Origin of the sequence: Pseudomonas sp. MPFS (genome assembly GCF_022537035.1) — a bacterium.
Taxonomy (GTDB): Bacteria; Pseudomonadota; Gammaproteobacteria; order Pseudomonadales; family Pseudomonadaceae; genus Aquipseudomonas; species Aquipseudomonas sessilinigenes.
On record NZ_CP066123.1, the window covers coordinates 2,539,739 to 2,561,082 of the forward strand.

Genomic DNA, 21,344 nt, shown 5'->3' on the forward strand with positions numbered 1-21,344 from the left:
CCCGATAGCGGGCAATGGGTGTCGCGGTGTGTTCATTGCCCCAGTCGGTACTGGTTGTTACCGCTGCGCTTGGCCTCGTACATCGCCAGGTCGGCGACGTGCAGCAATTGGTCCATGCGGGCCCCGTGGTCGGGGAACACTGCCACCCCCAGGCTGCTGCCGATGCTGTGTCGGTGGCTGTCGACCTCCACTGGTGGGGACAGTTGGCTGAAGATCTTCTCGCCGATGCGCCTGGCTTCCTCGGACAGATCCAGGCCCGCTGACAAACCTTCGAGAATCACCACGAATTCGTCGCCACCGATGCGCGCCACGGTATCGCTGGCCCGCAGGATGCCTTGCAGGCGCCGGGCGGTGACGTTGAGCACCTGATCACCCGTGGCATGGCCGTACTGATCGTTGATGGCCTTGAAACCGTTGAGGTCGACGAACACCAGGGCGACCCGGGTCTGGCTCAGGCGGGCCTGCTCCAGGGCCCGGGACAGGCGCTGTTCGAGCATCAGGCGGTTGGGCAGGCCGGTCAGTGGGTCGAAATGCGCCAGGCGCTGCAAATGGCGGGTGGACACCTTTTCATCGGTGATATCGCGCACCACGCCCATCATCTTGATCGCGGCGTCGTGTCCATTCTTCACCACGTTGCCGGTTTCCCGCAGCCAGTGGACGCTGCCATCGGGCCATACCACGCGGTACTCCTCATCATGGTTCTCCCCAGTGCGCAGGCAGCGCAATTCCCCCTCGCGCACCCGTTCCCGATCCTCTGGGTGCACGCAGGAGCAAAACAGCTCGTAGGAGGGCACCACTTCGCCAACCTTGAAACCGAACATGCCGTAGATGGCTTCCGACCAATACAGGCGCTGGGTGTCCACCTCCCAGTCCCAGGTACCGATCCGGGCGAAATACTGGCTGCGCTTGAAGCGCTCGACATCGTCGGGCAGGTCCTCGGCGAGTTTGCGATAGGCCCGCAACTGTGCCTGGGCGTGGCGTTCACGATGCAATAGCCACAACGCCAGCAGGGCCAGCAGCAGGGTCAGGCAGAGCAGGGACCAGACAGCAATCATCGGATTCTGGACGACATGGAGGGAGAGATCCTGAGGGTGGCACATGGCTATGTTAATCCACGCCATGTGACGAACAGCAGTTTTTTCTGCCGAACCATGCCGTTGGTCGGCAAGTCGCCACCGGCAGCAGGCAAAGGCGTTTTTTCTGCGTGGGTGGCTTGTGTGGCGACGGGCCAGCGGTCAGGATCCGCAGCATATAGGTATAGGGGGTATAGGTATGTCGCACACTCATGAGCGCAAGGAGCAGTTGCTCAAACGCGTCCGGCGCATTCTTGGCCAGGTCCAGGCCATCGAGCGGGCCCTGCAGGACGGTGCCGAGTGTGGCAAGACGCTGCATCTGGTGGCTGCCAGTCGGGGCGCGATGAACGGTTTGCTGGACGAGATCATCGAGGCCCATGCCCTGGAACATGTGGCCAATCCTGAACTCAGCGACGCCGAGCGGGCGCACGGCGTAGACGAGTTGCTGGAAGCCATCCGCCGTTATTCCAAGTAGGAGCCATGCGATGAATTTGTCCCAGCAGGCCGCACACCTGGCCCACGATCACCAGTTTCTCGGCGCCGATCACGACGCCAATGCCCGGCGCACCTTGTGGGTGGTGGTGCTGACGGTGGTGATGATGGTGGGGGAAATCCTCGCCGGTTATCTCACCGGTTCCATGGCGTTGCTGGCCGACGGGCTGCATATGGCGACCCATGCCGGGGCCCTGGGGATTGCGGCGGCGGCCTATGGCTTTGCCCGGCGCAATGCCGGCAACTGCCGTTTCAGCTTCGGTACCGGCAAGGTCGGCGACCTGGCGGGTTTCGCTTCGGCGATCATCCTTGGCCTGGTGGCCCTGGGCATCGCCGGCGAGTCGCTGGTGCGCCTGTTCCAGCCGGCCAGCGTGGCCTTTGCCGAAGCCACGCTGATTGCCATAGTGGGGTTGGCGGTGAACATCCTCAGCGCCTGGATGCTGGGGGCCGGGCATGGCCACCACGGCCATGCCCACGGGCACCACCATGATCACGAACACCACGAACACCACGAACACCACGAACATCGACAGCAGCACGCTGTCCACGGTGACAACAACCTGCACTCGGCCTATGTCCACGTCCTGGCCGATGCCCTGACCTCGGTACTGGCCATCGTCGCCTTGCTGGCCGGGCGTTACCTGGGGTGGGTCTGGCTCGATCCAGCGATGGGCATCGTCGGCGCCCTGGTGATCGCGCGCTGGTCCTACACCTTGATCAAGTCCAGCGCCGCGGTGCTGCTCGATGCCAGCGACGAGCAGGTGGCCGAGCAGATCCGCCGTTCGGTGGAAGCGCCGGGAGACGCCAATATCGTCGACCTGCATGTGTGGCAGGTGGGCCCCGGGGCACGGGCGGTGATCGTCAGCGTGGTGGCCCGCGCGTCCCTCAATGCCGAGGCCCTGCGTGGGCGACTGGCACCGGTGCCCGGGCTGGCGCACCTGACCCTGGAGCTGCGCAGCGTCTGACGTCTCAGGCCGCCGGGCGCAGCAGTTCCAGCACCGAATAGACCAGCCCCACCAGTGCCACGCCCATCAGCACCAGGCTCGACAAACCGGTGATCAGGCGCTTGTACTTCAGTGAGAAGCCATGGCGAGCGACGAGGATGTAGGCCCCCAGCACCGCGAAGTCGATCAGCGCCCAGACCAGGGTCAGCAGCAGGGCGCTGTGCTGCAGGGAGCGCCCAACCTGGATGAACTGGGGAAAGAACGAGACGAAGAAGATGATGTCCTTGGGGTTGCCGATCCCCACCAGGAAGCCGGTCGCCAGGCCCTGGCCACGGCGCCGTGGGCTAGTGGCCTCAGGTTCGCTGCCGGGCGCAGCGGCAGCTTCCCGCAGGCCCTGGAACGCCAGCCAGCCGATGAAACAGCAGCCCAGCAGGCTGACCCAGCTAATCAGGCGCGGGTCCAGGGACAGGCCGGTGGTCAGCATCAGCACCGCCACCAGGGCCAGCAGCAGTGAGGCCGCGTTGGTGCCCACGGCGGTCAGCAGCGCCTGGCGCGGGCCGGCGTTCATGCTGGTATTGATGATCAGCGCCACTACCGGTCCCGGGGTCGCCACCAGCATCAGCACGCTCAACATGTAGACCAGCAACAACGACAGATTCAGCTCCACGGACCAGGCTCCCGGCAATTGACAGGCGCGCAGCTTGGGGGCTTTTGCCGGCGTTGAAAAACGCAAAAAGCTGTGACCTACTATGATTTTTTATCATGATGAGTGTCCGCCGATGGTCGAGTCCCTGCCGCCGCTCTATGCCTTGCGCGCGTTCGAAGTGGCCGCTCGTTCCAGTTCCTTCACCCGTGCGGCAGAGGAGCTGTCCCTGACCCAGAGCGCCATCAGCCGACATATCCGTACCTTGGAGAGCCAGTTCGGTTGCCGCCTGTTCGAGCGTCATGGACCGCGGCTGGTGCTCACCGAAGTCGGCCAGCGCCTGGCCCGGGAGCTCAAGAGCGGCTTTCGGATCATCGAGGACGCCTGCCTGCCCCTGCGCGCCAACAGCGGCCAACTGCGCCTGAAAGCCCCCTCGACCCTGACCATGCGCTGGCTGCTGCGGGTGCTGGAGCAATTCAAGGGCGACTGCCCGGAACTGCCGGTGCAGTTGGCCAGCGTGTGGATGGATTTCGATCATGCGGATCTGCACGCCGAGCCCTACGACTGCGCGATCCTGCTGGGCAATGGCCACTTCGGGGCCGGGGTCGAGGCTTGCAAGCTGTTCGACGAGTGGCTGATCCCCATTGGCCCGCCGCAACCTGCAGATGCACCGGCCTGGACCCTGGAACGCCTGGCGCAGGCCGAGCTGATCCACCCCTCGGCGGATCGCCGGGACTGGCGCCGCTGGCTGCAGGCCCAGCCAGAGCAGGGCTTGGTACAGGCGCTGCGGCTGGACCGGGGTACGGTCTTCGACACCCTGGACCAGGCAATTTCCGCCGCCATGGCCGGGCACGGGCTGTCGGTGGGCGACCTGCACCTGGTGGCCGAGGACATTCGGCGTGGGCGGGTGGGGCTGCCGTTCCCCCGGGCAGTGGCCTCGGGAGACGGTTACTACCTGGTGTGGTTGCGCGGCAGTCCCCAGCAGGAGCGGATCGCGCGCTTGCGCCAGTACCTGCTGGAGCGGGTGGTGCCGATCGACGACCTGGCCCTGGATTATCTGGTGCCCGGCGCACCGCGAGCCTAGGCCGCCACTACGGGCCTAGCCGAGGATGATGTAGTCATTGTGCTGCGTTATGCCCCGGTGCGGGCCTGGCACCAGGTGCACGTAGCGTCCTTGCAACAGGTCGATCGGCAGGCAGTCGTCGACATCCAGCAGGGCATCGGTATGGGCCTTGTGCCAATGGGCGAGCATCTGCTGCTTGGCCTTGGCCTTGGCTTGCTGCTTGTCCGAGGCAACCACCAGCAAGTAGCGATGGGCTTCGCCGAAGGTGGCGCTCTCGTAGCCGCCCAGGTTGATGAAGAACAGCCGGGGTGCGCCGGCCGCGGGGGCCAGGGGGCTGAGTTCGAGCTTGTAGTGTTCGACGCCATCGACCTGCATCCATGAGTCGATGTGCAGGCCGGCGGGGCTGCCGAACCAGCCCTCGCGCAGTTGCGGGTAGGCCGCTTCCAGGGAGTCGGCCACCACGAACTGGACGTCGTGGACCTCGATCTTCGCCTGGGGGTGCTTGCCCCCCAGCATCACTACAAACAGCATGGGCGTTCCTTGTTCCGGGATCGGTCGGGGTGCGGGGCACCGCGTGGGCCGCAGGTTTACCGCAAGCCCGGGACGCTGCCAAGGGGGCCTGCTTCAGTGGGGCGGTGATGCATCGTTGAACCACGGAATACGACCATTGAGCGACGGCAGGTAGTGCCAGCGTAGCCGCAGCTCGGCCAGGGCTGGCGTGCCCAGCAGGACCCGGAGCAGGCTGGCGACGATGTTCAGCGCCAGGCCCCGGCCGGGGCACTGGTGGCGGCCGGCGCCGAAACTCAAGTCCTGGTCCGGGGGCAGGGCCGGGTCGTGGTTGGCCGCGGCCAACAGCACCAGCACCGTATCGCCGGCCTGCAGTGGCACCCCGGCCAGGGTGCAGGGCTCGGCCACGAAGCGCCGGGTGTTGTGCACCGCTGGATCGAGCTTCTGTTGTTGGCACAACCAGGTGCCGAGCTGCGCCGGATCGTGGCGCAGGTGCTGGACCAGCGCCGGTTGGTCGAGCAAGGCCAGCAGGGCATTGCCGAACAGCCCGGCACAGGCGTCATGGGCCTGGATCAGCAAACCCACCAGGTTGGCCCGCAGGTCTGCCGGGTCCAGGCCCCCTTGCTGTTGCCGGATCGCTTGCAGCAGCGGCCCGGGAGCATCGGCGTGCAGCAGGGCGTGCATCTGCTGGTCCAGGTAGTGCGCTGCCTGATGGGCGGCCTGGCGCTGGGAGGCATCGCCCAGGGGTGAGAGCCCGGCCACCAGCTCGCCCGTGCGCTGGGCGATCTCGGGTTGTTGGGCGATGGTCACGCCGAGCGAGCCGGCGACCAACTCCACCGGCAGCCGGAATTGCCAGTGGCGCAGCCCGGCGGCGTCGGTGGGTGTATCCAGCCTCGGGTAACCGTGGCCCAGGCAGGCCTGCAGATCCAACTCGGCCGTGGCCTGCAAGCCCGGTTCAATGGCCGTGCGCGGGCAGGCGTGGCGCGGACCGTCGTTCATCCGCATCAGGCGGGCGAAGAGCGCTCCAGCGGGCCCATCGGTCAGCGCCACCGGCACGGGTTCGTGGGCTGGCCGCACGCGACAGGCCGGGTGCTCGAGGACCGCCGCTACCGCCGCGGCGCTGCTGGCGATCCACAAGCCGAGCGTGGAGTCGTAGGTCAATCCGCCCTGGGCACGCACCGGGGCGTAGTACCGCTGGTAGGGGTTGGAATGGCTGTGGATGCTGATCAGGTCCATGATTGATCTCTATGTTTGGCAAGCATTCGGGTTGTCACTATCCTCAGTCGCTCGAAGGCATGATTCGTCGGAGAGCGAAATATGAATGTCGAACACCCCGACCGTGGCGTATCCCTGGTCGCCGCGGCCATCGCCGAACCGGCCCGGACCCGTATGCTGTGCGCCTTGATGGATGGCCATGCGCGTACCAGCACCGAGCTTGCGGCCATCGCCGAGGTCAGTACCTCCACGGCCAGCGTGCACCTGGCCAAGCTCAAGGACGCGGGCCTGGTGCGGGTGCAGGTCCAGGGACGGCACCGCTACTACTGCCTGGCCGATCCCTTGGTGGCCCAGGCCCTGGAGACCCTGATGGTGATCGGCCAGGGCGATATCGGCACCTTCACCCCGCGCACTCCGGATCGCCTGCAGTTCGCCCGGACCTGCTACGACCACCTGGCGGGCACCCTGGGCGTGCAGTTGCACGACCGCTTGTTCGAGGCCGGCTGGCTGCTGGAGGATGGGGAGGGCTACCGGGTCAGCGCCAGCGGGAGTGAATTCTTCCGTGGGCTGGACATCGATGTCGCGGCGCTGGCCGGCTTGCGTCGGCGTTTCGCCTGCGGTTGCCTGGACTGGAGCGTGCGTCGTCCGCACCTGGGCGGCGCTTTGGGCGCGGCCTTGCTGCAAGCCCTGGTGCAGCGCAAATGGCTGGTTCGCGACCTGGACAGCCGTGCCCTGGCGTTGACCAGCACCGGTGCGCGAGCCATCAGCAAGCGTTTCGGCGTGGCGCTGATCCAGCCGGCCCGGCCGCTCTCGGCCTCGGCCTGCCTGGAGCAGCAGGGCCTCGGCGGCTGAACGGCACATGACGATTTGTACCCCTAACCAGGAGAAGCGCCCCATGCTCATCGTGTTCGGCGGTTTGCCTGGCACTGGCAAGACCACCATCGCCCGCACCCTGGCCCCACGCCTGGGGGCCACCTACCTGCGCATCGACAGTATCGAACAGGGCCTGCGTGATGCCGGCCTGGCGGACGTCGGCAGTGCGGGTTATCAGATTGCGTTGCAACTGGCCGAGGCCAACCTGGCCCTGGGCAACCGGGTGCTGGCCGATTGCGTCAACCCGGTGGCCGAGAGCCGCGCGGCCTGGCAAACCCTGGCGCGCAAACTGGAGGTCGACCTGCTGGAAATCGAAGTGGTGTGTTCCGACCGCGACCAGCACCGACGCCGGGTCGAGGGCCGGTGCGCGGATGTCCCGGGTCTTTCGCCCCCAAGCTGGCAATCGGTACTGGCCCACGACTACCAGGCCTGGGACCGACCGCGACTGGTGCTGGACACTGCGCGGCTGGCACCGGAGCAAGCGGTACAGCGGATTCTCGCGCAGTTGTCCGCGCCGGCCCGCTGAAGCACAGGTGGTGGGTTCAGCCGCGCCCCATGCACTGCCGGCGGTATTCGTCCGGGGTGGTGCCCATCATCCGCCGGAACATGCTGATGAAGGCCGAGGCGCTGCTGTAGCCCAGGTCCAGGCCGATGGTCTCCACGGTCTGGCCGCGTTCCAGCAAGGCCAGGGCCTGGACCACCTTGAGCCGCTGGCGCCATTCGAGCAGCGACATGCCCAACTCCTTCTGGCTGCGGCGCACCAGGGTGCGCTCGCTGGTATTGGCGGCATGGGCCAGTTCCGCCAGGGAACGCGGGTCCCCGGGGTTGGCCTTGAGCATGTGCAGCACCGGACCCAGCAGCGGATCATCGGAGGAGGGCAGGTAGCTGCCGGCGCAGGACGCCTGGCCGAGCTTGTCCACCAGCACTTGCAGCAAGCGCTGCTGCTCCGGGCTTTGCGGCAGGCCGGGCGGGTCCTGGCGCAGGTCGTCCAGCAGCGCCAGCACCAGCGGGCTGAGGCTCAGGGCACAGTGCCGCGCGGGCAGGGCACCGCACAGCTCCGGGCTCAGGTACAGCGAGCAGTGGCAGGCCTCCTGGTGGTTGAAACCCACATGCTCGACATTCGGTGGCAACCAGATGCCGTACTGCGGCGGCGCCAGGTAATGGTGGTCGTCCAGCTCGATCTCCATCACCCCGCTGTAGGCATAGACGAACTCGCCCCAGGCATGGCTATGCCGGGGGTAGGTGGCGTGGGCGGGCAGGTTGGCCGTGCGAAAGAACACCGGCGCCGGCAGGTCCTGGCTGAACGGTGGCAGGTGCAAGTGTTGCGCGGCTTTGGGCATGGCGGCACCGGTGGGTGGACAAGCAAAAGGGGGTAGGTGCGAATCCTACACGACCCATTGGATTCATCGCTGGAGGCGGTAACAGGAAAGGGGGCTGCCAGGGCCAGTTCTTTAGTCTTGTTGCCGATTGGAGCGAACCCGAGGTGGGTTCCTGGATGATGTATGAAAGCGTCTGCTGCCACGTTTTTATGGTGGTTTGTAGTTGTATTTGTGAGTCTGATGGTGCAGTCAACTATATGGCCGCCGTGACTGCGATGGTGACCGCAACTGTGATAGGCCCCATTTTTATTCGGGCTGCGTCGTAGATAACCAGAATGATGCGAAGGGTTGTCGCTGGGTGTTCTAAAACCTGAGGTTTTTGCTTTGATACCCGCTATTTCCTGACGTTAAACCGTTTAGCAAATGACGTTATTCGCTGCTAAGTGCAAGAGCCAGATCCGTAGTCGCCCAAACAAACATGATTGAGCCTGTAAATTCCGATATAGGTTAGCTGGAGTGTTTTCTCGCGTCTGAAAGGGTGATGCCGATGGCAGCGATGGTGACCGCAACAACGGCAACGGCCATACGTGGATAGATAGGTTGAGCTAGAACCACAAAAGCAACCACGGCCGAGGCGGCAGGCTCCATCGATACAAGAACGCCGAATGAACGCGCCGATAAGCGGCGCAGCGCGTAATACTCCAAGGACAACGGCAGTATTGTAGAAAAAAAGGCCATCAAGAATTCACCTAGCAAGATGCTTGGTGCGACACTCCCCAATCCGTTGTCCAGCCAAGCAAAGGGAAAGATCAAAGCACAGGCAATGGCCATCCCGATTGCCAACCCGGATTCGCCTTCAAACGCCTTAGAGATTTTCGGGCTCAATAAGACAAAAGCAGCCCAGAATACTGCCGACAAAACGGCGTAAACCACACCAAGCCTGTTGAGGCTCGTACCCAACTCGGGAGCCAAGGCCAGTACACCTGCCATAGCCAGAAAGATATAAAGGAAATGTGAGGCACGCCTGGCAAATAACACAGATAACGCCAACGGTCCCATGAACTCTATGGTTGAGCCAATCGCCATCGGAATCAGTTCTACCGCGTAGAAAAAAGAGAGAAACATTCCGGCGATTGAACAACCAAATCCCAGCACTAATAGCACATTCCGGGCATGCCACTGGACTTTTGCCCGCCAGGAAAAACTCCCCAATACGAGGGCTGAAAAAAATGCATTGTAAAATGCTGCACCACTTGCCGGAACCGCATGGAACAGGTGTATCGCAATGGCAGTGCCGACTTGCACAGACAGGATAGAGAAAACGACCAGCCAAATCGGTGATACACGTGCCAACCAATGACCCAGTAAAACCTCTACCTTCATGACGAAGCCCCATTGACAATCTGAACCCAATCTTGCGCACCATAACCATTGAATCGTGTCGCCAGCGAAGGGGAATAGGCCCCTAACATGCCAAACCCTACATAGTCCCCAACGGCTATCTCATCGGGAAGTGAATACAACTTCTTGAACATGTCCGAGCTGTCGCAGGTCGGTCCCGTCACGCGCCAAGGGCCTGCATTACCCATACGTTCCTGCCCGAGGTCATCCCATGCTACCAATGAGTCGAACCCTTCTCGTACCAAAGCTCCCGCCAACCACGTCATCCAATGAGGGAGTTCCCAAAGAACATTCTTCATTGGCTTGAGTCCAGGGTGAGTGGCATGGTAACGAATATCAAAGTTTCGCCAAAAGCTCTCTCGCTCGGAAAGGCTGACTATTGCCATGGGCGTATGAACAAAAACAATATGCATGGTAGGAGCTCCTGTCTTCGATCATTTTCCAAGCTTGCCTGAACTTCAAGTGGCGCTCTTTTTTGATACCTCTATCCAAGTGTGAAAAGCATGCGGTCAAAAAATTAAACATTGTCTGAAATCAAAAAATAATCAAGGATTAGCCTGAATAATTTTATTTATATGTTTCAATGATATGGTGGTTTTCGGACTTTTCATACATTGATTTCGGAAGTTTCAGTCGAAAATGGTCGTTGGGTGTTCCCGCCTAATTGTGGCTGAAATGGCCTGTGTATTTAAGTTGAGTCACAGTGGATTAGTGTTGTGCAATAAAACCCCGCCCGAAATCGCTTGTGTTCATGCAGCAATAAATTGTCTGGCAGGACAGTCTCAACCGACTGTCTATCTTGGTTCAGCGGGTCCAGCCCTGATTCCGGTACGTCTCCTGACGTGCTTTGAACTACTGCGTTTTTTCGCCATGAACTGCAGGTAAGTAATCTGCGAGTTACTGGCATAGCCTAGAAAAACCACATATACAGGGGATCTCTGCTCAATACGTCTGGAACGTCGTGCTACTTACAGCAGGGTGAACACGATCTACCTCCGTTTACATAAATGCGAGGGTAGGAAAATTAAGATGCAGCTTTGTCTTTACCAACGTCGGGTTGGTGATCCGTACATCAACAACGCGGTCGACCTGGTCGAGGATTCAGTCCTTGTGCCTTGCCGTTTCAATGGTGGCCCGTAGCCCCAAATGCTCGGGCACCTTTTTCAATCTGGGCGTAGTGTTGGGAATTCCGCTGTAGAGGGGCAGGCGAGGGCCTTGCGGTCTTTTGCTTTTCCTCGAGGCACTGGATTTGCGAGACCTGCTCTATGGGCATCAGATGCTCGTCGCTGAAAGCGACGGCACGCTTACTCGTAAAGGCTTTGAAAGCCCTTTTAGTGATGCACCAGTCCCTGATAGTTGTTGATAGTGAGCGAACAGCGCTTGCTCGCCTAGCGCCAGATTGGTTTGTCTTGAAAGTCCCCTCGTGAAAATTTCCGATGCGGTTGTCTTTAACTCGCTATGACTTGGCGTAGGTGAGCTATATCTAGCAATTCTGTCAGGTGGACAATAGCCCACCTGAATCATTCACCCAAGGAACCGTCATGGCTGTACGCCAACCCCTCGATGCCACGGCTTGCAGCCTGATGGTCGGCCTGTGTGCCGTCTGGGGCCTGCAACAGGTGGCGCTCAAGGCCACCGCCCAGGACATCGCGCCGATCATGCAGATTGCCCTGCGTTCCGCTGGCGCTGCATTACTGGTGGGGCTGCTGATGCTCTGGCGCGGTGAGCGCCTGGGCCTGCGTGAAGGTCACTGGCGCCCCGGCCTGCTGGTGGGCGCGCTGTTTGCCCTGGAGTTCCTGCTGGTGGGCGAGGGCCTGCGTCATACCAGTGCTTCGCATATGGCGATCTTCCTTTATACCGCGCCGATCTTCGCCGCCCTGGGCCTGCATTGGCGGCTGCCCGCCGAGCGTCTCAAGTCGATGCAATGGCTGGGGATCGGCGTGGCGTTCGCCGGTATTGTCGTGGCCTTTAGCGGGCCTTCGTCCCAGGGCGCCGGGGGCAATGCATTGCTGGGGGATTTCCTCGGCCTGCTGGGCGGTGCCGCCTGGGGGGCGACCACGGTGGTGGTGCGCTGTTCACGCCTGGCTTCGAGCCCCACCACCCGGACCTTGCAGTACCAGTTGCTGGGTGCCTGCGTCTGGTTGGGATTGGCGGCCTGGCTGTCCGGGCAAACCTCCATCCGCTTCACCCCGCTGGTCATCACCAGCCTGAGCTTCCAGGTGCTGGTGGTGTCTTTTGCCAGCTTCCTGATCTGGTTTGGCCTGCTGCGCCGCTACCTGGCCTCGCGCCTGGGGGTACTGTCGTTCATGACGCCGCTGTTCGGCATCGGTTTTGGCGTGTGGCTGCTGCACGAGCCCCTGGAGCCGAGCTTCATCTTCGGCGCCGCGCTGGTGCTGGCGGGCATCGTGCTGGTCAGCGGTTATGAATGGCTGCGCCAGCGCCTGGGCCATGGCTCGCGGCGAGCCATGGGTTCCTGAATGGCGGCCTCAGGGCTTGGGCGCCGCGAGCTTGTCCTGGATCTTCTGCTGGAGCTGGATGGCGGCGGTGCAGGCCGGGTCCTTGGTACCGTGCTTGTTGCAGGACCTGCCCAGCACCTTGAGGGCCTTGGTGCTGTCCGGCGGGGTACCAATGCCCTGGCTCAGGTTGAACCCGTACATGGTGCAGGCCCAGGGGTCGTCCGTCTCGCAGGCCTTGGCGTAGGTGTGGGTTACGCACTGGCGCACGGATTCGTCGTCGGGGCTGGCCACGAACATCCCGGCCGCACGGTTGGTGCAGCCGGACATCACGCCCAGGCTGCAGGCTCGCTGGAACAGCGGCTCATAACCCATGGCCGGGCCCTTGGCCTTTTGCACGTTGATGGCCAGCCAGTAGCAGTCATTGCCATCGCCGGCCTTGCAGTGTTGCAGGCAGCTTTCCATGTGCTCGGCCTCGCTGCAGTTGTCGCCGCGGTCGAGACTTGCCTGCGCCCGTTTCGGGATCAGCGTCGCCGGGCATTGCTGGGCCTGGGCCTGCCATTGCGACTGCGCCAGGACCTTGTTCGATACCGCTTCGGCCGGGGTCGTGGGCGTTGTCGCGGCCTGGGCCTGCCAGATGGGCAGCAGGATCAGGGTCAATAGCCAGGAGGCGGCGGGGTGGCGCATGGAGCAGTCCTTTCTCGGGGCGGGGAGGGGCGCGTATCTTAAGGGCTTTGGCGAATCTGGCGAGGGATTTGTCCGGGTTATCCGGGGTATTTTTTCATGATCCAGGCCCCCGGTCCCCTTGAACTGTCGAGGGCGAATTCTTTACTGTATATAAAAACAGTATCCGGGTCCGGCCATGCAACTGATCGACAAGCTGGGCATCCTCGCCGATGCCGCCAAGTACGACGCTTCCTGCGCCAGCAGTGGCGCCCCCAAGCGCAGCTCCCAGGGCAAGGAAGGGCTGGGCTCGACCAACGGCATGGGTATCTGCCATAGCTACACGCCGGACGGGCGTTGCGTCTCGTTGCTGAAGATCCTCCTGACCAACTTCTGCCTCTACGACTGCCAGTATTGCGTCAATCGCCGTTCCAGCGATGTGCCACGGGCCCGTTTCACCCCCGAGGAAGTGGTGCGCCTGACCCTGGACTTCTACCGGCGCAACTGCGTCAGCGGGCTGTTCCTCAGTTCCGGGATCATCCGCTCGGCGGACTACACCATGGAGCAGTTGGTGCAGGTGGCCAGGCTCTTGCGCGAGGAGCACGAGTTCCGTGGCTACATCCACCTCAAGACCATCCCTGATGCCGACCCCGCGTTGATCGAGCAGGCCGGGCGCTATGCCGACCGCTTGAGCGTGAATGTCGAGTTGCCCACCGACCAGGGCCTCAGGACCCTGGCCCCGGAAAAGCAGCTGGGCTCGATCAAGCAGGCCATGCGCACCATCCACACCGGCGAGCAGACGGTGCTCAACGAGCCCCGGGCACCGCGTTTCGCCCCGGCCGGGCAGAGCACGCAGATGATCGTTGGCGCTGACGACACCGACGACAGCACCATCTTGCACAGTGCCGAGGCCCTGTACGGCAACTTCCGCCTGCGCCGGGTCTATTACTCGGCCTTCAGCCCGATCCCCAACAGCCCGAAGAGCGTGCCCCTGGCCGCGCCGCCGCTGATGCGCGAGCACCGCCTGTACCAGGCCGACTTCCTGTTGCGCGGTTATGGCTTCAGTGCCAATGAACTGTTCAAGGGGCCCGGGCTCCTGGCCCTGGACATCGACCCCAAGCTGGCCTGGGCCCTGGAGAACCGCAGCCTGTTTCCCCTGGACCTGAACCGCGCCGAGCCAGCGTTGATCGCGCGTATCCCGGGGATCGGCCTGCGTACCACCCAGCGCCTGGTGGAGCTGCGCCGGGAGCGGCGCATCCGCTTCGAGGACCTGGCGCGCATGCGGTGCGTGCTGGGCAAGGCCAAGCCGTTCCTGATCACCAGCGACTATCACCCGCGCCAGGCCGAGACCAGCAGCGCGCAGCTCTACCAGCAACTGCGCGATCGCCCGCAGCCGCAGCAGATGGGGTTGTGGGGATGATCGACCTGGACTGCCACGAGTCGTTCGACACCTGGCGCGAGCAGGCCCGGCGCTTGCTCAGCCATGGCATCGACCCCAGCCAGGTCAGTTGGTCCGGCGCCCGCGAGGCCGACCTGTTCGGCCAGCAGCAGGACTATCCGCAGCAACCCGGGCCATTCCAGGCACGCATTCCCCTGGCGCTGCTGGGGCTGTTGCAGCGGGCGGGAAGCTATTGCGGCGAGCAGCGCTGGAGCCTGTTGTACGAGGTGTTGTGGCGGGTCAGTCATGGCGACCGCACGGCCATGCTCAGCGGCGACCCCTTGGGCAGCGAATTGCAACGGCGCATCCGCCAGGTGGATCGCGAGGCCCATCATTTGCACGCTTTCGTGCGTTTTATCGCGGTGCCGCCAGGACGTTCGGCCCTGGCCGAGCAGCCGCAGTTCGTGGCCTGGCATGAGCCGGCCCACGACATCCTGGCCAGCGCCAGCGAGCATTTCATCGGGCGCATGGGGCGCCAGCGCTGGATGATCGCCACACCCCGGGACGGGGTGTATTTCGATGGCGAACGCCTGCTGTACCAGCGCCAGTGTCCACTTGGCTGGCAACAGTTGGCCCAGGGCATGGAAGACCCCGGGGGCGAGCTGTGGTTGACCTACTACAGCCATATCTTCAACCCGGCGCGGCTCAACCCCAAGGTCATGCAGGGGCACTTGCCGGCGCGGTTCTGGAAGCACCTGCCGGAGGGGCCGTTGATCCCCGCGTTGATCGCCCAGGCCCGCCACGGCAAGCAGCGCGACGGCCAGGCCAGCCAGGTGGCGGTGCGGCCGGGCAAGCGCATCGGCAGCAACTGAGCCACGCGCTGGACAATAAAAAGCCCGCCGCTGGCAAGCAGAGGCGGGCTCGGGTGAAGCGGGGCGGGTCAGACCTTGACGATCCAGCCGGCCGGAGCCTCGACTTCGCCGGTCTGCACGCCAGTCAGCTCCTTGTAGAGCTTCTGGGTGATCGGACCGACTTCTTTTTCGCTGTAGAACACGTGCAGCTTGTTCTGGTACTCGATGCCGCCGATCGGGGTGATCACCGCAGCGGTACCGCAGGCGCCGGCTTCCTTGAAGTCGCCGAGCTTGTCGATGAACACGTCGCCCTCGACCACTTCCAGGCCCAGGCGGCTCTTGGCCAGTTCGATCAGCGACAGGCGGGTGATCCCCGGCAGCACCGATGGCGAGTTCGGGGTCACGAACTTGTCGTCATGGGTGATCCCGAAGAAGTTGGCCGAGCCGACTTCCTCGATCTTGCTGTGGGTCAGCGGGTCCAGGTAGATGCAGTCGGCGAAGCTGGCCTTCTTGGCCTGGGAGCCGGGCATCAGGCTGGCGGCGTAGTTGCCACCGACCTTGGCCGCGCCGGTGCCCTGTGGCGCTGCACGGTCATAGCTGGAGATCAGGAAGTTGTGCGGGGTCAGGCCGCCCTTGAAGTAGGCACCGACTGGAATGGCGAAGATCGAGAAGATGAACTCGGGTGCGGTGCGCACGCCGATGTTGTCGCCCACGCCGATCACGAACGGGCGCAGGTACAGCGCGCCGCCAGTGCCGTAGGGCGGGATGAAGCGTTCGTTGGCCTTGACCACGGCCTTGCACGCTTCGATGAATTGTTCGGTCGGTACCTGCGGCATCAGCAGGCGAGCGCAGCTGCGCTGCATGCGGGCGGCGTTCTGGTCCGGGCGGAACAGGTTGATCGAACCGTCCTTGCAGCGGTAGGCCTTGAGGCCCTCGAAGCACTGCTGGCCATAGTGCAGGGCGGTGGAGCCCTCGCTGATGTGCAGCACGTTGTCTTCGGTCAGGGTGCCTGCGTCCCACTCGCCGTTGCGCCAGTACGACAGATAGCGCTTGTCTGTCTTGATGTAGTCAAAACCCAGCTTGTCCCAATTGATGCTTTCGTTACCCATGACACCCTCTATCTCTTAACAACCGTCGGAACGGCTCAAGGCTTCTGACGTTTTTATTGGATGGGCACAACAATACTGCATTCCGGGGGCAGGCCGCACCCCGGACGATGGGAGGGGGAGCAAAAAAACTTAGCCTGCTCATGAACCCTCTCGTCACCCCACGGATAGCGACCTGCTTTGCATCTTTTCTGTAGGAGCGAAGCGTGCTAGCGATGACATCGGCGCAGACGGTTCGACATCTCTGGCGTACCTGCTGGCCTTATTGCGGGCAGCCTCGCTCCTACGCTCTGGTGGTTACATGTGCAGCGCGTGGCCCAAGGCGCGCAACGCGGCTTCCTGGACGGCCTCGCCCAGGGTCGGGTGGGCATGGATGGTGCCGCCGATGTCTTCCAGGCGCGCGCCCATCTCCAGGGATTGGGCGAAAGCCGTGGACAATTCGGAAACCCCGACGCCCACCGCCTGCCAGCCGACCACCAGGTGGTTGTCGCGCCGTGCCACCACGCGCACGAAGCCACCCTTGGATTCCAGGGTCATGGCCCGGCCGTTGGCAGCGAACGGGAAGCTGCTGACGATGCAGTCCAGGCCGGCGGCCTTGGCTTCGTCCGGCGTCTTGCCGACCACCACCACTTCCGGATCGGTGAAGCACACCGCCGGGATCGCCGCCGGGGTGAACTCCCGGTGCTTGCCAGCGATCAGCTCGGCCACCATCTCGCCCTGGGCCATGGCCCGGTGGGCCAGCATCGGCTCGCCGCTCAGGTCGCCGATGGCCCAGACGTTGCGCATGCTGGTCTGGCAGCGTGCGTCGATCTTGACCGCCGAGCCGTTCATGTCCAGGTTCAGCGCTTCCAGGTTCCAGCCCTGGGTGTTGGGCTTGCGGCCCACGGCCACCAGCACCTGGTCGGTTGCCAGGGCCAGGGTGTCGCCGTTGGGCTCGCGTACCTGCAGGCTGCTGGTGCCGGCATCGAAGCCCAGCACGCTGTGCTTGAGGTAGAGCTTGATCCCCAGTTGCTTGACCGATTCCAGCACCGGTTGGGTCAGCTCGGCGTCATAGGCCGGCAGGATGCGCTCCTGGGCCTCGACCACGCTGACCTCCACCCCCAGCTTGCGGTAGGCGATGCCCAGTTCCAGGCCGATGTAGCCACCGCCGACCACGGCCAGGCGCTTGGGCAGGACCTTGGGCGCCAGGGCCTCGGTGGAGGAGATGATCGGCCCGCCAAGGGGCAGCATCGGCAGGTTGACGCTCTTGGAACCGGTGGCCAGCAGCAGGTGCTCGCACTGGATACGGGTGTCGGCGCCGTCGATTTCCACGGTCTTGCCGTCGATCACCCGGGCCCAGCCATGGATCACCTGGACCTTGTTCTTTTTCAGCAGGGCCGCGACCCCGGTGGTCAGGCGGTCGACGATGCCGTCCTTCCATTCCACGCTCTTGCCGATGTTCAGGGTCGGCGCCGCCACTTCGATGCCCAGGGCCGAGCCCTGGCTGTGGTGGCGGGTCTGGTGGAACTGCTCGGCTACGTGGATCAGTGCCTTGGACGGAATGCAGCCGATGTTCAGGCAGGTGCCGCCCAGGGACTGGCCTTCCACCAGGATGGTGGAGATCCCCAGCTGGCCGGCGCGGATCGCTGCGACATAGCCGCCAGGGCCGCCACCGATGATCAGCAGTTGGGTGTTGAGAGTCTGTTGCATGTCTTACTCCACAAACAGCGTGGCGGGTTGTTCGAGCAGGCCGCGGATGGCCTGGATGAATTGCGCGGCGTCCATGCCGTCGACCACCCGGTGATCGAAGGAGCTGGAGAGGTTCATCATCTTGCGAATCACGATCTGGCCCTTGATCACCATGGGCCGCTCGACGATCTTGTTGACCCCGACAATGGCCACTTCCGGCAGGTTCAGCACCGGCGTGCTGACGATCCCGCCCAGGGCGCCGAGGCTGGTGAGGGTGATGGTCGAGCCGGACAGCTCTTCACGCGCGGCCTTGCCGGCACGGGCGGCCTTGGCCAGGCGTACGATCTCCTCGGCGTTGCCCCACAGGCTGCGGGCCTCGGCGTGGCGCACCACCGGCACCATCAGGCCAACGTCGCTCTGGGTGGCGACCCCGACGTGCACCGCACCGTGGCGGGTGATGACCTGGGCTTCATCGTCGTAGCGTGCATTGATCTGCGGGAAATCGCGCAGGGCCACGACCATCGCCCGTACCAGGAACGGCAGCAGGGTCAGCTTGCCGCGGGTGGCGCCATGCTTCTCGTTGAGGTGGATGCGCAGTTCTTCCAGGGCGGTGACGTCCACTTCCTCGACATAGCTGAAGTGCGCGGCGCGGTGCTTGGATTCCTGCATGCGCTGGGCGATCTTGCGGCGCATGCCGATCACCTGGATCTGCTCTTCGTCGTGGCGCTCGGCATAACCGGCAGATGGCGCCGAATGTCCGTGCGCCGCCCGGGTGCCCTGGGCCAGGTAGGCGTCCAGGTCTTCATGCAGGACGCGCCCGGCAGGGCCGCTGCCTTGTACCAGGCGCAGCTGGATGCCCAGGTCCAGGGCATGCTTGCGCACCGCCGGCGAGGCCAGTGGGCGCTCGTTGGCGTCCCGGGCGACCGGAGCCTGGGCCGGACGGCTGGTGGCGGCCTGGCAGGCGGGAGCCGGTTTTTCCACTTGAGGTGCGGCGGCCACCGGCGCGGCGGCCGGTTTTTCCGCGGCGGCTGGCGCCTTGCTCGGCGTCGGCAGCTGGTCGGAGTCCTTGAGGTTGCCCGCCCCCTCGACCTCGATGCTGATCAGGATGCTGCCTACCGCCATCACTTCACCCGGCTCGCCGCCCAGGGCCAGCACTTTGCCGTGGACCGGGGAGGGGATGTCGACCATGGCCTTGTCCGTCATCACGTCTGCCAGCACCTGGTCTTCGACCACCAGGTCGCCAACCTTCACGTGCCACTGCGACAGTTCTACTTCTGCGATGCCTTCGCCGATGTCCGGCATCTTGATAACGTGCGTGCCCATTCAGACCTCCATGACCCGTTGCAGCGCCGCGCCCACTCGGGACGGCCCTGGGAAATATGCCCACTCCTGCGCGTGGGGATACGGCGTATCCCAACCAGTGACGCGCTCGATCGGGGCCTCCAGGTGATGGAAGCAATGCTCTTGCACCAGCGACACCAGCTCGGCGCCGAAACCGCAGGTCCGGGTGGCCTCGTGCACCACCACGCAACGGCCGGTCTTCTTCACCGATTTGACGATGGTGTCCAGGTCCAGAGGCCACAGGCTGCGCAGGTCGATGACCTCGGCGTCGATGCCGGTTTCCTCGGCCGCCACTTGCGAGACATAGACCGTGGTGCCGTAGGTCAGCACGGTGACGTCCTTGCCCGGACGGGCGATCGCCGCCACGTCCAGCGGGACCTTGTAGTAGCCGTCCGGCACCTGGGCCGAAGGGTGCTTCGACCAGGGTGTCACAGGGCGGTCGTGGTGGCCGTCGAACGGGCCGTTGTACAGGCGCTTGGGCTCCAGGAAGATCACCGGGTCATCGTTCTCGATGGAGGCGATCAGCAGGCCCTTGGCGTCGTAGGGGTTGGATGGCATCACGGTACGCAGGCCGCAGACCTGGGTGAACACCGCCTCGATGCTCTGGCTGTGGGTCTGGCCGCCATAGATGCCGCCGCCGCACGGCATGCGCATGGTCAGCGGCGCGGTGAACTGGCCGGCGGAGCGATAACGCAGGCGCGCGGCTTCGGAGATGATCTGGTCGGTGGCCGGGTAGACATAGTCGGCGAACTGGATTTCCGCCACCGGCCGCAGGCCATAGGCGCCCATGCCGACGGCGGTGCCGATGATGCCGCTTTCCGAGATCGGTGCGTCGAACACCCGCGATGTGCCGTACTTGGCCTGCAGGCCTTCGGTGCAGCGGAACACGCCGCCGAAATACCCCACGTCCTGGCCGAACACCACGACGTTGTCGTCACGCTCGAGCATCACATCCATGGCCGAGCGCAGGGCCTGGATCATGGTCATGGTGGTGGTGGTCATGGCGGTGTCCAGCTGGATATTGTTGTTGTGATCGTTCATCTCAAACCCCCAGTTGCTGGCGTTGGCGTTTCAAGTGCTCGGGCATGTCCTTGTAGACATCTTCGAACATGGTCGCGGCGCTGGGGATCTGGCCGCCGGCGAGGGTGCCGAACTGTTCGGCTTCCTTCTGCGCGGCGATGACCTGGGCTTCGAGTTCGGCGCTGAGCGCGGCGTGTTCCTCTTCGGACCAGTGGCCGAGCTTGATCAGGTGCTGCTTGAGGCGAGCGATCGGGTCGCCGAGCGGGAAGTGGCTCCAGTCGTCGGCCGGCCGGTACTTGGACGGATCGTCGGAGGTGGAGTGCGGGCCGGCACGGTAGGTGACCCACTCGATCAGGGTCGGGCCGAGGTTGCGGCGGGCGCGTTCGGCGGCCCAGCGCGAGGCGGCGTAGACGGCGATGAAGTCGTTGCCGTCGACCCGCAGCGAGGCGATGCCGCAACCCACGCCGCGTCCGGCGAAGGTGGTGGCTTCACCACCGGCGATGGCCTGGAAGGTGGAGATCGCCCACTGGTTGTTGACCACGTTGAGGATCACCGGCGCCCGGTAGACGTGGGCGAAGGTCAGGGCGGTGTGGAAGTCCGATTCGGCGGTGGCGCCGTCGCCAATCCAGGCCGAAGCGATCTTGGTATCGCCCTTGATCGCCGAGGCCATGCCCCAGCCCACGCCCTGCACGAACTGGGTCGCCAGGTTGCCGGAGATGGTGAAGAACCCGGCTTCTTTCACCGAGTACATGATCGGCAGCTGGCGCCCCTTGAGCGGATCGCGCTCGTTGGACAGCAGTTGGCAGATCATGTCCACCAGTGGCACTTCGCGGGCCATCAGGATGCTTTGCTGGCGATAGGTGGGGAAGCACATGTCGTCGACATTCAGGGCCAGCGCCTGGGCGCTGCCGATGGCTTCCTCGCCGAGGCTCTGCATGTAGAACGACATCTTCTTCTGGCGCTGGGCGACCACCATGCGGTTGTCGAAGATGCGGGTCTTGAGCATGGCTCGCATGCCCTGGCGGAGGATCTCTACAGGCACGTCTTCGGCCCATTCGCCCAGGGCGTTGCCCTGGTCATCGAGTACTCGGATCAGGCCACGGGAGAGGTCGGCGGTATCGGCGGGTTCTACATCGATCGGGGGTTTGCGCACCAGGCCGGCGTCGTTCAGGCGCAGGTAGGTGAAGTCGGTCTTGCAGCCGGGACGGCCCGATGGTTCGGGCACGTGCAGGCGTAGCGGAGCATACGCTGGGGTCATGGCTTTCTACGCTCGATCTTGTGGATTTCTTGTATTTGGGCGCGCTAGCTGGCAGTCATTCCCTGGGTAAGGGAAA

At 63.9% G+C, this 21,344-nt stretch carries 21 protein-coding genes and 1 pseudogene; 8 read left to right on the forward strand and 14 right to left on the reverse strand.

The features are described 5' to 3' along the window. Positions 1-32: 32 nt before the first annotated feature. On the reverse strand, positions 33-1,055 hold the full coding sequence (locus I9018_RS12015; RefSeq protein ID WP_068584530.1) for a sensor domain-containing diguanylate cyclase: 1,023 nt from the start codon (positions 1,053-1,055) through the stop codon (positions 33-35). A 217-nt stretch (positions 1,056-1,272) separates the two neighbouring features. Here I9018_RS12015 and I9018_RS12020 point away from each other — a divergent pair, with 217 nt between their 5' ends. Then, the gene (locus I9018_RS12020; RefSeq protein WP_241109564.1) at positions 1,273-1,548 is read left to right on the forward strand and encodes a metal/formaldehyde-sensitive transcriptional repressor; all 276 of its coding nucleotides are present in this window, start codon (positions 1,273-1,275) and stop codon (positions 1,546-1,548) included. A gap of 10 nt (positions 1,549-1,558) precedes the next feature. Continuing rightward, entirely contained in the window at positions 1,559-2,530 is a 972-nt protein-coding gene (dmeF, locus tag I9018_RS12025) for a CDF family Co(II)/Ni(II) efflux transporter DmeF (protein ID WP_241109565.1), read from the forward strand. Positions 2,531-2,534: 4 nt separating this feature from the next. Here dmeF and I9018_RS12030 read toward each other — a convergent pair whose 3' ends face one another. Next, on the reverse strand, positions 2,535-3,170 hold the full coding sequence (locus I9018_RS12030) for a LysE family translocator (RefSeq protein ID WP_241110133.1): 636 nt from the start codon (positions 3,168-3,170) through the stop codon (positions 2,535-2,537). 118 nt (positions 3,171-3,288) lie between these two features. On the opposite strand from I9018_RS12030, the gene I9018_RS12035 reads away from it, so the two are divergent. Then, positions 3,289-4,236, forward strand: coding sequence for a LysR substrate-binding domain-containing protein (locus I9018_RS12035; protein WP_241109566.1), 948 nt, complete (start codon positions 3,289-3,291; stop codon positions 4,234-4,236). 15 nt (positions 4,237-4,251) lie between these two features. On the opposite strand, the gene I9018_RS12040 is transcribed toward I9018_RS12035, so the two are convergent. Beyond that, entirely contained in the window at positions 4,252-4,746 is a 495-nt protein-coding gene (locus I9018_RS12040; protein ID WP_241109567.1) for a DUF1543 domain-containing protein, read from the reverse strand. 93 nt (positions 4,747-4,839) lie between these two features. Continuing rightward, a complete protein-coding gene (locus I9018_RS12045) occupies positions 4,840-5,958 on the reverse strand; it encodes a cytochrome P450 (protein WP_241109568.1) in 1,119 nt (372 codons plus the stop codon). An 81-nt stretch (positions 5,959-6,039) separates the two neighbouring features. Between I9018_RS12045 and I9018_RS12050 the strand changes: the two genes are divergently transcribed. After that, the gene (locus I9018_RS12050) at positions 6,040-6,789 is read left to right on the forward strand and encodes a metalloregulator ArsR/SmtB family transcription factor (RefSeq protein ID WP_241109569.1); all 750 of its coding nucleotides are present in this window, start codon (positions 6,040-6,042) and stop codon (positions 6,787-6,789) included. A gap of 43 nt (positions 6,790-6,832) precedes the next feature. Then, positions 6,833-7,336 (forward strand): AAA family ATPase, encoded by a 504-nt coding sequence (locus tag I9018_RS12055; RefSeq protein ID WP_241109570.1) that lies wholly within the window; start codon positions 6,833-6,835, stop codon positions 7,334-7,336. A gap of 16 nt (positions 7,337-7,352) precedes the next feature. Here the strand turns inward: I9018_RS12055 and I9018_RS12060 are convergent, their stop codons facing one another. The 4 genes and pseudogenes from I9018_RS12060 to I9018_RS12075 form a co-directional block, all read right to left on the reverse strand. Then, entirely contained in the window at positions 7,353-8,150 is a 798-nt protein-coding gene (locus I9018_RS12060) for a helix-turn-helix transcriptional regulator (RefSeq protein ID WP_068584514.1), read from the reverse strand. Between the two features lie 486 nt (positions 8,151-8,636). Next, on the reverse strand, positions 8,637-9,512 hold the full coding sequence (locus I9018_RS12065; protein WP_241109571.1) for an EamA family transporter: 876 nt from the start codon (positions 9,510-9,512) through the stop codon (positions 8,637-8,639). Next, the gene (locus tag I9018_RS12070; RefSeq protein WP_241109572.1) at positions 9,509-9,943 is read right to left on the reverse strand and encodes a hypothetical protein; all 435 of its coding nucleotides are present in this window, start codon (positions 9,941-9,943) and stop codon (positions 9,509-9,511) included. The genes I9018_RS12065 and I9018_RS12070 overlap by 4 nt, the downstream gene beginning before the upstream one ends. Before the next feature lie 275 nt (positions 9,944-10,218). Then, a pseudogene (locus I9018_RS12075) lies at positions 10,219-10,730 on the reverse strand (hypothetical protein); the annotation flags it as partial. A 341-nt stretch (positions 10,731-11,071) separates the two neighbouring features. Here I9018_RS12075 and I9018_RS12080 point away from each other — a divergent pair. Beyond that, complete coding sequence (locus tag I9018_RS12080) at positions 11,072-12,007, forward strand: DMT family transporter (RefSeq protein ID WP_241109573.1); 936 nt, start codon at positions 11,072-11,074, stop codon at positions 12,005-12,007. A gap of 9 nt (positions 12,008-12,016) precedes the next feature. Here I9018_RS12080 and I9018_RS12085 read toward each other — a convergent pair whose 3' ends face one another. Beyond that, entirely contained in the window at positions 12,017-12,670 is a 654-nt protein-coding gene (locus tag I9018_RS12085; RefSeq protein ID WP_241109574.1) for a sel1 repeat family protein, read from the reverse strand. 175 nt (positions 12,671-12,845) lie between these two features. On the opposite strand from I9018_RS12085, the gene I9018_RS12090 reads away from it, so the two are divergent. Together I9018_RS12090 and I9018_RS12095 are read left to right on the forward strand one after the other, a co-directional pair. Continuing rightward, complete coding sequence (locus tag I9018_RS12090; RefSeq protein WP_241109575.1) at positions 12,846-14,066, forward strand: putative DNA modification/repair radical SAM protein; 1,221 nt, start codon at positions 12,846-12,848, stop codon at positions 14,064-14,066. Continuing rightward, positions 14,063-14,896: a TIGR03915 family putative DNA repair protein gene (locus tag I9018_RS12095; protein ID WP_241109576.1), complete on the forward strand. Its 834-nt coding sequence runs from the start codon at positions 14,063-14,065 to the stop codon at positions 14,894-14,896. Before I9018_RS12090 ends, I9018_RS12095 begins: the two co-directional genes overlap by 4 nt. Positions 14,897-14,964: 68 nt before the next feature. Here the strand turns inward: I9018_RS12095 and I9018_RS12100 are convergent, their stop codons facing one another. The 5 genes from I9018_RS12100 to I9018_RS12120 form a co-directional block, all read right to left on the reverse strand. Continuing rightward, complete coding sequence (locus tag I9018_RS12100) at positions 14,965-15,984, reverse strand: branched-chain amino acid aminotransferase (RefSeq protein ID WP_022643880.1); 1,020 nt, start codon at positions 15,982-15,984, stop codon at positions 14,965-14,967. A 294-nt stretch (positions 15,985-16,278) separates the two neighbouring features. After that, positions 16,279-17,670 (reverse strand): dihydrolipoyl dehydrogenase, encoded by a 1,392-nt coding sequence (gene lpdA, locus I9018_RS12105; RefSeq protein WP_241109577.1) that lies wholly within the window; start codon positions 17,668-17,670, stop codon positions 16,279-16,281. A 3-nt stretch (positions 17,671-17,673) separates the two neighbouring features. Continuing rightward, entirely contained in the window at positions 17,674-18,972 is a 1,299-nt protein-coding gene (locus I9018_RS12110; protein ID WP_241109578.1) for a dihydrolipoamide acetyltransferase family protein, read from the reverse strand. After that, the gene (locus tag I9018_RS12115; RefSeq protein ID WP_068584462.1) at positions 18,973-20,031 is read right to left on the reverse strand and encodes an alpha-ketoacid dehydrogenase subunit beta; all 1,059 of its coding nucleotides are present in this window, start codon (positions 20,029-20,031) and stop codon (positions 18,973-18,975) included. 1 nt (position 20,032) lies between these two features. Continuing rightward, positions 20,033-21,268 (reverse strand): 3-methyl-2-oxobutanoate dehydrogenase (2-methylpropanoyl-transferring) subunit alpha, encoded by a 1,236-nt coding sequence (locus I9018_RS12120; RefSeq protein ID WP_068584459.1) that lies wholly within the window; start codon positions 21,266-21,268, stop codon positions 20,033-20,035. Positions 21,269-21,344 lie beyond the last annotated feature (76 nt).

Excerpts from the sequence above, each read along its gene's own strand:
- I9018_RS12065 (WP_241109571.1), bottom strand. The coding sequence starts at position 9,512 with ATGAAGGTAGAGGTTTTACTGGGTCATTGGTTGGCACGTGTATCACCG.
- I9018_RS12110 (WP_241109578.1), bottom strand. The coding sequence starts at position 18,972 with ATGGGCACGCACGTTATCAAGATGCCGGACATCGGCGAAGGCATCGCA.
- I9018_RS12040 (WP_241109567.1), bottom strand. The coding sequence starts at position 4,746 with ATGCTGTTTGTAGTGATGCTGGGGGGCAAGCACCCCCAGGCGAAGATC.
- I9018_RS12055 (WP_241109570.1), top strand. The coding sequence starts at position 6,833 with ATGCTCATCGTGTTCGGCGGTTTGCCTGGCACTGGCAAGACCACCATC.
- I9018_RS12015 (WP_068584530.1), bottom strand. The coding sequence starts at position 1,055 with ATGATTGCTGTCTGGTCCCTGCTCTGCCTGACCCTGCTGCTGGCCCTG.
- I9018_RS12095 (WP_241109576.1), top strand. The coding sequence starts at position 14,063 with ATGATCGACCTGGACTGCCACGAGTCGTTCGACACCTGGCGCGAGCAG.
- I9018_RS12020 (WP_241109564.1), top strand. The coding sequence starts at position 1,273 with ATGTCGCACACTCATGAGCGCAAGGAGCAGTTGCTCAAACGCGTCCGG.
- I9018_RS12100 (WP_022643880.1), bottom strand. The coding sequence starts at position 15,984 with ATGGGTAACGAAAGCATCAATTGGGACAAGCTGGGTTTTGACTACATC.
- I9018_RS12115 (WP_068584462.1), bottom strand. The coding sequence starts at position 20,031 with ATGAACGATCACAACAACAATATCCAGCTGGACACCGCCATGACCACC.
- I9018_RS12035 (WP_241109566.1), top strand. The coding sequence starts at position 3,289 with ATGGTCGAGTCCCTGCCGCCGCTCTATGCCTTGCGCGCGTTCGAAGTG.
- I9018_RS12045 (WP_241109568.1), bottom strand. The coding sequence starts at position 5,958 with ATGGACCTGATCAGCATCCACAGCCATTCCAACCCCTACCAGCGGTAC.
- I9018_RS12050 (WP_241109569.1), top strand. The coding sequence starts at position 6,040 with ATGAATGTCGAACACCCCGACCGTGGCGTATCCCTGGTCGCCGCGGCC.
- I9018_RS12090 (WP_241109575.1), top strand. The coding sequence starts at position 12,846 with ATGCAACTGATCGACAAGCTGGGCATCCTCGCCGATGCCGCCAAGTAC.
- I9018_RS12060 (WP_068584514.1), bottom strand. The coding sequence starts at position 8,150 with ATGCCCAAAGCCGCGCAACACTTGCACCTGCCACCGTTCAGCCAGGAC.
- I9018_RS12070 (WP_241109572.1), bottom strand. The coding sequence starts at position 9,943 with ATGCATATTGTTTTTGTTCATACGCCCATGGCAATAGTCAGCCTTTCC.
- dmeF (WP_241109565.1), top strand. The coding sequence starts at position 1,559 with ATGAATTTGTCCCAGCAGGCCGCACACCTGGCCCACGATCACCAGTTT.
- I9018_RS12085 (WP_241109574.1), bottom strand. The coding sequence starts at position 12,670 with ATGCGCCACCCCGCCGCCTCCTGGCTATTGACCCTGATCCTGCTGCCC.
- I9018_RS12080 (WP_241109573.1), top strand. The coding sequence starts at position 11,072 with ATGGCTGTACGCCAACCCCTCGATGCCACGGCTTGCAGCCTGATGGTC.
- I9018_RS12120 (WP_068584459.1), bottom strand. The coding sequence starts at position 21,268 with ATGACCCCAGCGTATGCTCCGCTACGCCTGCACGTGCCCGAACCATCG.
- lpdA (WP_241109577.1), bottom strand. The coding sequence starts at position 17,670 with ATGCAACAGACTCTCAACACCCAACTGCTGATCATCGGTGGCGGCCCT.